We start from the raw sequence: 12,337 nt of genomic DNA, 5'->3' as shown, positions 1-12,337 counted from the left end.
CGATGACGTTCTCACAGCCAACCTATCTCTGCCAGATTCACCCTGTCCCTGTGGGAGCTGGCTTGCCAGCGAAGGCGGCCTGACAGCCGACCTGTTTCTCACCGGTGTATGCATTCCAACTGTAGGAGTGAGCCTGCTCGCGATGACGTTCTCACAGCCAACCTATCTCTGCCAGATTCACCCTGTCCCTGTGGGAGCTGGCTTGCCAGCGAAGGCGATCTGACATTCGACCTGTTTATCACTGGTGTATGCATTCCAACTGTAGGAGTGAGCCTGCTCGCGATGGCGTCCTCACAGCCAACCTATCTCTGCCAGATTCACCCTGTCCCTGTGGGAGCTGGCTTGCCAGCGAAGGCGGCCTCACAGCGACACATATCTTGCTGATGTACACGATCCAGAATTGTGGGAGCGAGCCTGCTCGCGAAAGTGGTTTATCAGACACCCGAATGTTGAATGTGCCGAAGCCTTGGCGAGCAGGCTCGCTCCACAGAGGCTTAATTGTGTGTCGGCGATTGCTGGATTTCGTAATTATCCAGCACCCGGTTCACTGCCAGTTCCGCCAGCATGATCACCTGTTGGATGGCCAATATCGTGTGCCGCTGTGGGCTGTCGACGTAGGCGGCAATGTCGCTGCTCATGATGCTGGCCGAGGCGAGGGATTCGCAGGCGTGGGCCAGCAGGCTTTCGTTGTCCTGGTCCGGGGCGACCTGGAACAGGGTGCTGGGTTTGTGGCTTTGCTGCGCGCTGGCGGACGGTTTGAGGTAGTGGTCCAGCGCACGCTCGGCGGCGGCGTGGAGTCTTTTTGAATCGGGGGATTGGTAAGGGGAGGTGCTTTCTGATTCGGGTGGATTGGGTGTCGGTTTGAACATGGCAAAGATCCTTTTGGATTAATGGAGCTGCCATTTTTTCGTTTTCCAGGCGAAAGGGGTGGCAGCTGTACGCGGACTGGAAAAACCGGCAAAGGATCAAACCCGGCAGACCCGAAGGTCTCCCACGTACAGCCGCCATAACTTGAATACCGGCGCTGAAAGAGCGCGGCATTATGTCATGCGCTGTGATCCTGCGGGTTTTCCAGACCCGGTCGCTGATTCGTCAGCAACCGCCAAATCCTAGCCAGCGCACTTCCGACGGACAACCTGCAAAACCTGTCGGAAACTTCCGTGAAAACAATGCGATGTAGGAGCTGCCGTAGGCTGCGATCTTTTGATTTTTAAACAGCAAGATCAAAAGATCGCAGCCTCGTTGCACTCGTCAGCTCCTACACGAAACCTGCGAGTGTTTAAAACTCAGGTGGCGACGCGGACGCCTGCCAGACTCCCGCTCAATTCATACGCCGCCAATTCCGCCTGATGCGCCGCCAGAATCTCCGGCAACGATCCGCGCAGATACTCCACCCATGTCTTGATCTTCGCATCCAGATACTGCCGCGACGGGTAGATCGCATACAGGTTGAGTTCCTGCGAGCGGTAGTTCGGCATCACCCGCACCAGCGTGCCGTTGCGCAGGCCTTCGATCGCGGCGTAGACCGGCAGCACGCCGATGCCCATGCCGCTGGTGATGGCGGTTTTCATCGCGTCGGCGGAGTTCACCAGGAACGGCGAACTGTTGATGGTGACCATTTCCTGGCCGTCCGGGCCGTCGAAGGCCCATTTTTCCAGCGGGATCACCGGGCTGACCAGGCGCAGGCAGGCGTGGTTGAGCAGGTCGCTGGGTTTCTGCGCGGCGCCGTTGGCTTTCACGTAGGCCGGGGAGGCGCAGACGATGCTGTAGGTGATGCCCAGGCGCTGCGAGACAAAACCTGAGTCCGGTAATTCGCTGGCGAGCACGATCGATACGTCGTAACCCTCGTCGAGCAGGTCCGGCACGCGGTTGGCCAGGGTCAGGTCGAAGGTCACGTCGGGGTGGGTCTTGCGATAGCGCGCGATGGCGTCGATGACGTAGTGCTGACCGATGCCGGTCATGGTGTGCACTTTCAATTGCCCGGCCGGGCGCGCGTGGGCGTCGCTGGCTTCTGCTTCGGCTTCTTCGACGTAGGCGAGGATCTGTTCGCAGCGCAACAGGTAGCGTTTGCCGGCCTCGGTCAGGGCGATGCGCCGCGTGGTGCGATTGAGCAGGCGGGTTTGCAGGTGGGCTTCGAGGTTGGAAACCGCGCGCGAGACGTTGGCGGTGGTGGTGTCGAGTTGCACGGCGGCGGCGGTGAAGCTGCCGGCTTCGGCGACACAACTGAAGGCGCGCATGTTTTGCAAAGTGTCCATGGGGGGCTCTCAAGGGAGATGGCAAATTGTGACACGAAGTTTCAGGGGCTGAGACCCCCGACCAAGGGATTATCTCGTTAACCGTAACAAAGATTCACAGAAATCCCAGCTTATCGCCGTCAGGGCAGCTCCATAGAATTGCGCCGGTCTTGTGTAGGAGCTGCCGAAGGCTCGGGCCGCGATCGGACGATCTGTTGATTTTGTTTTAAGGGAAGCAAGATCAAAAGATCGCAGCCTGCGGCAGCTCCTACAGGGACCCCGACCCGCCTTATCCTCTTCTCAGGAATTCGCAGCTGTGCCGCGTCGCATCAACAGAGCGCTTTTGCCGCTCAGTGTTCTGGTTTTTTCCCTGGCTCTCGGCGGCTGCATCTCAACCCAAGGCATTGCCCCGCAAGGCAAGGCGTTGCAGGCCGATTCACTGGCCACCGATGCAGCCATTGCCGAGGCCGCCAAAGACGCCCACTGGCCCACTGCGCAATGGTGGCAAGCGTTTGGCGACCCGCAACTCAATCGCTGGATCGACCTCGCCGTGCAGGGCAGCCCGAGCATGGCCATGGCGGCGGCGCGGGTGCGTCAGGCCAGGGCGATGGCCGGTGTCGCCGAAGCGGCCGAATCATTACAAGTAAGCGGCGAATCGACGCTTAAGCGCCACAACTGGCCGACCGATCAGTTCTACGGTCCGGGTGAGCTGGCCAACAGCACGACCTGGGACAACAACGCCGCGCTGGGCTTGAGCTACGCCCTTGACCTCTGGGGCCGCGAAAGCAATGCCAGCGAACGCGCGGTGGATCTGGCGCACGTGAGCGCCGCCGAGGCGCGGCAGGCGCAGCTGGAGTTACAGAACAACCTGGTGCGTGCCTACATCGAGCTGTCGCTGCATTACGCTCAGCGCGACATCGCCGCGGCGACGCTCAAGCAGCAACAGCAGATTCTCGACCTGGCGCAGAAACGCCTGAGTGGCGGCATCGGCACTCACTTCGAAGTCAGCCAGGCCGAAGCACCGCTGCCGGAAACCCATCGCCAACTCGATGCGCTCGATGAAGAAATCGCCCTCAGCCGCAACCAGATTGCCGCGCTGGCCGGGAAAGGCCCGGGCGCCGGTGCGCAGTTGCAGCGCCCGACTTTGTCCCTCGCGGCACCGTTGAAGTTGCCGTCGGCATTGCCTGCCGAATTGCTCGGGCAACGCCCGGACGTGGTCGCCAGCCGGTGGCAAGTGGCGGCGCAAGCCCGTGGCATCGATGTCGCTCATGCCGGGTTCTATCCCAACGTCGATCTGGTCGGCAGCCTCGGCTACATGGCCACCGGCGGCGGGGCGCTGGAGTTCTTGACCGGCAAGAAACTCAACTACAGCGTCGGCCCGGCGATTTCGTTGCCGATCTTCGACGGTGGGCGTCTGCGCGCTGAACTGGGTGAAGCGTCCGCTGGCTACGACGTCGCCGTGGCGCATTACAACCAGACGTTGGTCAACGCGCTGAAAAACATCTCCGACCAGTTGATTCGCCGCGAGTCGATGGACAAACAGCAGGCGTTTGCCGCCGAGTCCGTAGCCGCAGCGCAGAAGACTTACGACATCGCGATGATCGCGTATCGGCGCGGACTGACCGGTTACCTCAATGTGCTGAATGCGCAGACTTTGCTGTTCAAACAGCAGCAAGTGCAGCAGCAGGTGCAGGCGGCGCGCCTGAGTGCGCATGCCGAGCTGGTGACGGCGCTGGGCGGTGGACTGGGTGCCGGTTATGACGTGCCGACGACCGAGCAGACCCAGGCCCCAAAAAAACCGGCACTCCTGCGATGAACTCATTCCTGTTATTCCCACCCTCTGTGGCGAGGGAGCTTGCTCCCGCTGGGCTGCGAAGCGGCCCCCAAAAAAACGCGAGCGCTGCGCACCCGAGCGGGAGCAAGCTCCCTCGCCACAGGCATGGCATCCATCACAGAAAATCCCCCTACTCTCATTTATTGAGCAGGATTTAATGACCTCTTTGCCCACCCCTTTACGCTGGCTCCACTCCCTGGAATGGCGCCGCGGTTTCTTCGACTGGGCACGCAGCGATGGCGTGACCTGGGTGTATATCTTCAAGGTGCTGATCGCAGCGTTCCTCACGCTGTGGCTGGCGATGCGTCTGGAATTGCCGCAGCCGCGCACGGCAATGATCACCGTGTTCATCGTGATGCAGCCGCAGAGTGGTCAGGTGTTTGCCAAGAGTTTCTACCGCTTTCTCGGCACGTTGGCCGGGTCGGCGGTGATGGTCACGCTGATTGCCTTGTTCGCACAGAACACCGAACTGTTTCTCGGCGCGCTGGCGATCTGGGTCGGCCTCTGCTCGGCCGGTGCCGCGCGCTGCCGTAACTTTCGCGCCTACGGTTTTGTGCTCGCCGGTTATACCGCGGCGATGGTCGGTTTGCCGGCGCTCGCGCACCCGGACGGCGCCTTCATGGCGGCGGTCTGGCGGGTGCTGGAAATCTCGCTGGGGATTCTTTGCTCGACGCTGATCAGCGCCGCGATCCTGCCGCAAACCGCCAGTGCGGCGATGCGCAACGCCTTGTATCAGCGCTTCGGCGTGTTCGCGTTGTTCGTCACCGATGGCCTGCGTGGGCGCAGCAAAGCCGAGTCTTTCGAAGCCAGCAACGTGCGCTTCATCGCCGAAGCGGTGGGCCTGGAAGGGCTGCGCAGCGTGACCGTGTTCGAAGACCCGCACATGCGCCGGCGCAACGGTCGCCTGAGCCGTTTGAACAGTGAGTTCATGGGCATCACCACGCGGTTCAACGCACTTCATCAATTGCTCGAACGCCTGCGCGGCAACGCTGAAGAACACGTGGTGGCGGCGATCAAACCGGGGTTGCAGGATCTCGCCGAAGTGCTCGACGGCTTTAGCGGTCGTGCCTTGACCAGCCCCGATGCGGCACGCTTGGCCACGGCGCTTGCGACCTACAAGGAAGGCTTGCCGGCACGTGTGCGCAGCTTGCGGGGGATTTTTCAGCAGAGCGAGCCGAGCGAGGCCGAGCAGCTGGATTTTCACACCGCCTACGAATTGCTGTATCGCTTCGTTGATGACCTGCACAGTTATGCACAGACCCACGCGTCGTTGGCCGATCATCGCCACGAACGGGAACGCTGGGACGAACCGTTCACCCCGCAAACCAACTGGTGGGCGGCTGCGGCTTCGGGGATTCGTGCTTCATTCATCCTGATCGTGCTGGGCAGTTACTGGGTCGCCACCGCGTGGCCGAGCGGTGCCACCATGACCCTGATTGCCGCGGCGACTGTCGGCTTGTCCGCGGCGACGCCAAACCCGAAACGCATGGCCTTTCAAATGGCTTGCGGGACGCTTCTCGGCGCCTTGATTGGCTTCGTCGAGATGTTTTTCATCTTTCCGTGGATCGATGGTTTTCCTTTGCTATGCGTGATGCTCGCACCGGTGATCGTGTTCGGCTCGTTCCTCGCTTCGCGTCCACAATACGCCGGTGTCGGCCTCGGTTTGCTGATCTTTTTCAGCACCGGTTCGGTGCCGGACAACCTGACTGTTTACAACCCTTACACCTTCATCAACGATTACATCGCGATGGTCATGGGCATGCTGGTGTGCGCGGCCGCCGGGGCGATTATTCTGCCGCCCAACAGCCGCTGGTTGTGGCAACGCCTGGAGCAGGATTTGCGCGGGCAAGTGGTCTATGCGATCAGCGGCAAGCTTAAAGGCCTGGCTTCGAGTTTCGAGAGCCGTACCCGCGATTTGCTGCACCAGGCTTATGGCCTCGCGGCCGGGCAACCGAAGGTGCAGAAACGTCTTCTGCGCTGGATGTTCGTGGTGCTGGAAGTCGGCCACGCGATCATTGAGTTGCGCAAGGAACAGGCGATCCTGCCGGTGCACCCGGCCTATGCCGAGTCGCAGCCGTGGCGCCAGGCAATTCGTGTGATGGGCCGGGCGCTGGTGCGTCTGTTTCTGCAACCCAACGCGAGCAATCTTGAGCGCGCACTGGTCGCCGTCGATCACGCCATCAGCCGCGTCGCCGCCACCGATGAGCCGTTCGCGCCGCACTTCGACACGTCGGCGTTGCGCCGGGTGAAAAGCTATCTGCATTTCATCCGCACCTCGCTGCTCGACCCGCAATCACCGCTCGCCGAATTCGCTCCCGCCAGGCCCGAAGGACTTGCCCATGCCTCGTGAAATCGCCTTCCACGGCGTGTACATGCCGACCATGACTCTGATGTTTTTCATCGCTGCGGCACTGGCCTGGGCGGTGGATCGGTTTCTTTCGGGGTTCGAGCTGTACCGCTTTTTCTGGCACCCGGCGCTGCTGCGCCTGAGCCTGTTTACCTGTCTGTTTGGCGCCATGGCGCTGACTATCTACCGTTGACTCTCTGTCTCTAAAGAAGGCTCTGATGAAAAAGTTTTTCAGCCTGCTCGCGACCCTGCTGGTGCTGGCCCTGGCGCTGTGGATCGGCCGCACCTTGTGGGAGCATTACATGAACACGCCGTGGACCCGCGATGGCCGTGTTCGCGCCGACATCATCAACATCGCCGCCGACGTTACCGGCGAAGTGGTCGAAGTGCCGGTGCGTGACAATCAGTTGGTGAAGAAGGGGGACTTGCTGATGCGCATCGATCCCGAGCATTACCGCATCGCCGTCAAGCAGGCGCAGTCGCTGGTCGCTTCGCGCAAGTCGACCTGGGAGATGCGCAAGGTCAACGCCCATCGCCGCGCCGATCTGGACAACCTGGTGATCTCCAGGGAAAACCGCGACGACGCCAGCAACATCGCCGCCGCCGCGCTGGCCGACTACCAACACGCCCAGGCGCAACTGGAGGCTGCCGAACTCAACCTCAAACGCACCGAAGTCCGCGCCGCGGTGGACGGCTACGTGACCAACCTCAACGTGCATCGCGGCGACTACGCGCGCATCGGCGAGGCGAAAATGGCCGTGGTCGACATGAACTCGTTCTGGGTTTATGGCTTTTTCGAAGAGACCAAACTGCCGCACGTTCGCGTCGGTGACAAAGCCGACATGCAGTTGATGAGCGGCGAAGTGCTCAAGGGCCATGTGGAGAGTATTTCCCGCGGTATCTATGACCGCGACAACCCGGAAAGTCGCGAGCTGATCGCCGACGTCAATCCGACGTTCAACTGGGTGCGGTTGGCGCAGCGCGTGCCGGTGCGGATTCATATTGATGAAGTGCCGGAGGGGGTGTTGCTGGCGGCGGGGATTACTTGCACGGTGGTGGTGAATCAGACTCCGACGAACCTCTGACAGACCGAGTCGCCTCCTTCGCGAGCAGGCTCGCTCCCACACGCGATCTGCGTCACACCGAAAACCCCTGTGGGAGCGAGCCTGCTCGCGAAGGGCGCGACACGGACTCAGAGTTTCGCGCGCAGGCCGAAGCGCTTCATCAGTGTGGACTCCAGCAAACCCTTGGGCACTAATGCCGCCAGCAACGGCAACGCCCGGCTGCCGTTACCGATGCGGATCAGCCGTGGCGGCTTGTTCCGCTGCACGGCTTGCAGCAACTGCGCAGCAAACTCAACCGTCGGTGTCGGTTTGTCCTGCGAGGCCTTGGCTCGTGCGCGAATGCCTTCACGCAAGGGAAACCACGGCGATTGCTCATTAATCAACTGTTCCGCTTCATGTCCGGCATTCTTCGCAAAGCTCGATTCGATCGCGCCGGGCTGGACTTCCATCACACGGATACCGAATGGCGCGAGTTCCATGCGCAGGGCATCGCTCAACGCATGCACCGCCGCTTTCGAGGCGCAGTAGGCACCGGCAAATGGCGTGACCAGCACGCCTGACACGCTGCCGATATTCACCACCTGACCTTTGCTCCGGCGCAGCAGCGGAAACAGCGCGCGGCTGACGCCGACGATCGAGAATACGTTGGTTTCAAACTGCCGCTGCATGGCCGCCACACCGCCATCGAGCAACGGCCCCATCGCGCCATACCCGGCATTGTTGATCAACACATCGAGGCCGCAATGTTGCTGGTTGAGGCGCTCGCCGAGTTGTTCCAGCGCGGCACTGTCATTGACGTCGAGTTGCACGGCGGTGAACCCGGCTGAGCTGAGCACCGCCACGTCTTCAGGCTTGCGCGCACTGGCCCAGACTTGGTAGCCGGCCATCTTGAAAGCATCGGCAAGGGCGCGGCCAATGCCACTGGAACAACCGGTAATCAACGCAACGGGCATGGCGCATTCCTTGTGCAAAAAAGTGGGGGAGGGGATCAGTCGGAGAAACTACCCTGCAAATGCTCGGCGCGAAACTCCAGGGTTTGCGGCCGATAACCGGGGCGCAGCGGCGGCAGTGGCAAACAGTCTTCCCAAGTGCCGCCGGCCTGCAATTCGCCCGGGCCGCGGTAACGTGGCGCGGTGTATTGATTATCGGCCAGGTTGACCGTGTCGCCGGGGGCATAGGCCGCAATGCGCCAGCGCAATTCGGTCAGGGGCACGCTATTGCCATTGCTCAGTTTCAGTTGTAACGGGCGATCCGCCGGGCATTGCTCGGGCGCATAGGCGATGCGTAATTCCAGGCGCGCCAGTTGCTTGATTTCGCGATGGTCCAGCCACACCACCCACATCGCCACGAAGCCCAGGCCAATCGCCGCCGCCACCGAAACAGGCAGGGCCTTGGCCGGATAGCGCAGCAACAGGATCAGCCAGGTGATGACCAGCAGGATGCCGATGAACATGCTTGAACGCTCCGTCGGTGAATGAGCCCCATCCTACCGAAGGCGTCGCACAATGGATATTCGCGACGGTTACCCACGCACCGCCCGTCGGAACTGTAATTTCTGACAGTGGGCGTCCCGGCCTGTTATTGCTCTTATGGGCGAAGGCACTCAGGGACGTTGATGGACTATGGGCATCCACAGCAACACGCCAACGCTTGCGGTGAGCGATCCGCGCGGGCTGGACATTGCGGCAGTAAATTACTGGCGGGCTGAGGAGACTCAAACCATTGCAACCCGGATCGAGCGAACCTTGCGCGACGCTGGCGGGCGTGCGGTCAAACAATGGGATGCGCGCCTCTGGGCGCTGCAAGCGACTGATCCGCAGGCACCTGCCAGCCTCCGCGCCGTCCATGGCTTGAACGATAGGCTTCTGCGCTCGGACAGTACCGATGCGGGAACTCACGTCCAGTTGCATGGCTTGGCTGGCGAGATGCTGTTTGGCTGGGATGGCCGGGGCACGCTTCGCGAGATTGAATACGATAACTTGCTGCGACCGGTCGCTGTGTTCGAGGCAGGCATTGGCGTGCCGCGCCGCTGTGCCGAGCGTTTTATCTATGGCCGACCTGGCGCGGGCGACCCGCTGTGCAATCAGCTCGGTGAGTTGATTCGCCATGACGATCCGGCAGGCAGTGTCCTCTTCGCGCAGTTTGCAATCACCGGGCCGTGCAGCGAAAACACCCGTCACTTCAGCGCCGAGTTGGTTGTCCCGGATTGGCCTGAAGCGGTGGCTGATCGGCAGAAGCTGCTTGAACCCGGAGTAGGGGCAACCACACAGTGGCGCTTTGCGCCGCAGGGATCGCTGCTCGAACAGGTGGATGCCCGTGGTCATCGGCAGAGCTTCGCGCTGACCCTGGATGGGGGGCTGCGGGCGGTTGATCTGCAGCTCGAATCTCACGCCGAGGCGCATACGCTGGTCAGCGATATTCGCTACAACGCCGAAGGGCAGGTCACCCAGGAACGGGCGGGCAACGGTGTACTGACCGCGCTGAGTTACCGTCCCGAAGACGGCCGGTTGCTCACGCGTCATGCTCAGGACCGACTGGGCACCGTATTGCAACACTTGCTGTATGCCTATGACCGGATGGGCAATGTAACAAGCATTGAAGACCTGGCATTGCCGGTTCGCCACTTCGCCAACCAGCGCATCGAGCCGATCAGTCGTTTCCGCTACGACACGCTTTACCAGTTGCGCCAAGCCACGGGTTGGGAGGCCGGCGCGGGTGGTGGCGGGCCGACAGCCGTGGCCAATTACACGCAGAACTATCGTTATGATGCCGGCGGCAACCTGCTCACGCTGACCCATGTCGGCGCGCAAAGTCCCGGTCATGATATGCAGGCCGCGCGCTACAGCAATCGTTGCCTGCCATGGCGCAACGGCGAGCCGCCCGATGAGGCAGAGATCGGCGCAGCGTTCGACGCACTTGGCAATTTGCTGGTGCTGGATCAGGGACGCCAGTTGCAGTGGAATCTGCGCAATCAACTCCATTCAGTGGTGACCGTGCAACGTCAATCAGGCGCGGACGATTGCGAAAGCTATCGCTATGACGGCGCCGGTCAGCGGGTATGCAAAACGTGTTCGTCACAGACGGGTGCGCGCAGTCTTCTGGCGCAGGTGCGTTATCTGCCGTCGCTGGAGTTGCGCACAGACACTGGCACGGGTGAGAGCTTGCAAGTGATCACCGTTCAGACCGGACTCAACAGCGTCCGCGTCCTGCATTGGGCAAGTCCGCCACCGGCGGGCGCCAATGATCTCTACCGATACAGTTTCAGCGATCATCTGGGTTCGCTCAGCCTTGAGCTGGACGCTGATGCACAGCTGATCAGCCGCGAGCACTTCTATCCATTTGGTGCGACTGCATGGGCCGACGAGCCTGATGTCAGCTACAAAACCGTGCGTTACTGCGGTAAGGAACGCGACGCCACCGGGCTTTATTACTACGGGTATCGCTATTACATGCCGTGGCGCCAGCGCTGGTTGAATCCTGACCCCAAAGGGTTTGTCGATGGGCCGAACCTTTACCAAATGGTCGGCAACTCGCCCATCCGCTACGTGGACAGTGATGGCGGCGGCAAGGCCGATACCTCAGCGCTGGCAGGCAGTGCACAGAAGCAAAGCGCTTTGCTCGAATCAATGACTTCGGCAGCCGCTGACGTCAGAAACGCGTTGCTCAACCATACCCAGCCGCGACATCGCTTTCGGGCGCTTGGCAGGCGAGTCGTTACGCAGTTGGCCAGCCACGCGGTGAGCGCGGGCGCTCAAACGTTAGGCGGGGCTATAGGCGGCGGATTGGGTGGGGCGCTCGGGCCGATGGGAGGTGCGCTGGGGACAAAGTTGGGTGCTAAAGCCGGGGGCAAGTTGGCGGATGCTGCCATTGGTAAAGTCGTGGATACCTATCAGTTGGACCGCTCGATCAACTTCACCGGGCGGGAGATGAACCCCAAGGCTTTCGTCGAAAGCGTCGAACCCAAAAAACAGCAAAGTCTTGCCCAAGTGAAACTGCAACTGGTCGCACATGATCCTCGTACGCCAGCGGGACGATCAAGGCTGGTAAAAATCGCTCGCACCAAGGCTGAGGACAAGCTGATGTCGGTCGTCGGCGACACGCTTGGATCGCAGGCACCGGGGCTGATGAAGACGGGGCGCGAGTTTGCCCTTGCAGCCCGAGGACTGAATGCAGAGGCGTTGAGTCAAACGTGGGAACACATTCCGGCAGACATTGATATGGCAACCTTCCGAACGCAGGCCATCGTGACCGAGCTGGCAACTGCCGGCAATCCGGACGCTGAACTCTTCGAAGCAGTATCCGACCTGTCCATTCAGACATTGAGCACCGTTCAAGCGCTGGAGCGTACGCAGGACTTCATTGGCCTGGTGGCGCCAAAACCCTACGCGGGGAGGCAGCAATCAATGGGCGGCTATGCCCGGCCAAAACCACGACGGCAGAACACCCACAGCTGAAAAAGCCCCACTCAGCCACAGCGGGCAGGAAAAGATTATTGACTATCAACGGATATGACCCGGCGTGCGTGACCGGATCTGCAAGGGGCGGGTTGCCCGAGGAGCATTCAACAATGCCGCAAGCCATGCTCATTCATTGCCTTACGCCACAGGTAACAGCCTTCGACCCACGCCGCTTGACGATTCGTGCCGTGGATTATTGGCGTCAGGACAGCCGTCCCGCGCAGGCGCGGATCAATCGCGTGGCCCATGATTCGCTCGGTCGAATGACTGCGCAGTGGGACCCACGGTTCGCGCAGGCAGTGCAGCCGAATGTGGTCACGGTGAACTCGTTGTCTGCGAAGGTTACGGGCAAACTCTCGGTCGATGCCGGATGGCGTGTCGGCTTATGAGGCGAGAGTGGC

Annotated in this window: 10 protein-coding genes; 6 read left to right on the top strand and 4 right to left on the bottom strand. The window is 61.2% G+C overall.

All coding sequences use genetic code 11. The features are described 5' to 3' along the window. Positions 1-494: 494 nt before the first annotated feature. A complete protein-coding gene (locus HU743_RS04250; RefSeq protein ID WP_186647099.1) occupies positions 495-869 on the bottom strand; it encodes a DUF6124 family protein in 375 nt (124 codons plus the stop codon). 417 nt (positions 870-1,286) lie between these two features. Then, on the bottom strand, positions 1,287-2,255 hold the full coding sequence (locus tag HU743_RS04245; protein WP_186630902.1) for a LysR family transcriptional regulator: 969 nt from the start codon (positions 2,253-2,255) through the stop codon (positions 1,287-1,289). 295 nt (positions 2,256-2,550) lie between these two features. Between HU743_RS04245 and HU743_RS04240 the strand changes: the two genes are divergently transcribed. The 4 genes from HU743_RS04240 (at position 2,551) to HU743_RS04225 (ending at position 7,500) form a co-directional block, all read left to right on the top strand. Then, positions 2,551-4,050, top strand: a complete 1,500-nt coding sequence (locus tag HU743_RS04240) for an efflux transporter outer membrane subunit (protein ID WP_186647097.1) — start codon at positions 2,551-2,553, stop codon at positions 4,048-4,050. 175 nt (positions 4,051-4,225) lie between these two features. Continuing rightward, the gene (locus HU743_RS04235; protein WP_186647095.1) at positions 4,226-6,418 is read left to right on the top strand and encodes an FUSC family protein; all 2,193 of its coding nucleotides are present in this window, start codon (positions 4,226-4,228) and stop codon (positions 6,416-6,418) included. Beyond that, positions 6,408-6,608 (top strand): DUF1656 domain-containing protein, encoded by a 201-nt coding sequence (locus tag HU743_RS04230; protein WP_186647093.1) that lies wholly within the window; start codon positions 6,408-6,410, stop codon positions 6,606-6,608. Before HU743_RS04235 ends, HU743_RS04230 begins: the two co-directional genes overlap by 11 nt. A gap of 25 nt (positions 6,609-6,633) precedes the next feature. Then, the gene (locus tag HU743_RS04225; RefSeq protein WP_186647090.1) at positions 6,634-7,500 is read left to right on the top strand and encodes an HlyD family secretion protein; all 867 of its coding nucleotides are present in this window, start codon (positions 6,634-6,636) and stop codon (positions 7,498-7,500) included. Between the two features lie 107 nt (positions 7,501-7,607). Here the strand turns inward: HU743_RS04225 and HU743_RS04220 are convergent, their stop codons facing one another. Continuing rightward, on the bottom strand, positions 7,608-8,432 hold the full coding sequence (locus tag HU743_RS04220; protein ID WP_186647088.1) for an SDR family oxidoreductase: 825 nt from the start codon (positions 8,430-8,432) through the stop codon (positions 7,608-7,610). Positions 8,433-8,467: 35 nt separating this feature from the next. Further along, the gene (locus HU743_RS04215) at positions 8,468-8,932 is read right to left on the bottom strand and encodes a multidrug transporter (protein WP_186647087.1); all 465 of its coding nucleotides are present in this window, start codon (positions 8,930-8,932) and stop codon (positions 8,468-8,470) included. A 169-nt stretch (positions 8,933-9,101) separates the two neighbouring features. Between HU743_RS04215 and HU743_RS04210 the strand changes: the two genes are divergently transcribed. Continuing rightward, positions 9,102-11,933, top strand: a complete 2,832-nt coding sequence (locus HU743_RS04210) for an RHS repeat protein (RefSeq protein ID WP_186647085.1) — start codon at positions 9,102-9,104, stop codon at positions 11,931-11,933. A gap of 38 nt (positions 11,934-11,971) precedes the next feature. Continuing rightward, positions 11,972-12,325, top strand: a complete 354-nt coding sequence (locus tag HU743_RS04205) for a hypothetical protein (RefSeq protein ID WP_186647083.1) — start codon at positions 11,972-11,974, stop codon at positions 12,323-12,325. Positions 12,326-12,337: the final 12 nt, after the last annotated feature.

The sequence above is a fragment of the Pseudomonas sp. SWRI99 genome (assembly GCF_014270125.1).
GTDB lineage: Bacteria > Pseudomonadota > Gammaproteobacteria > Pseudomonadales > Pseudomonadaceae > Aquipseudomonas > Aquipseudomonas hamedanensis.
The sequence above is the reverse complement of the archived record's forward strand: the minus strand, read 5'-3'. Positions and strand labels throughout refer to the sequence as shown.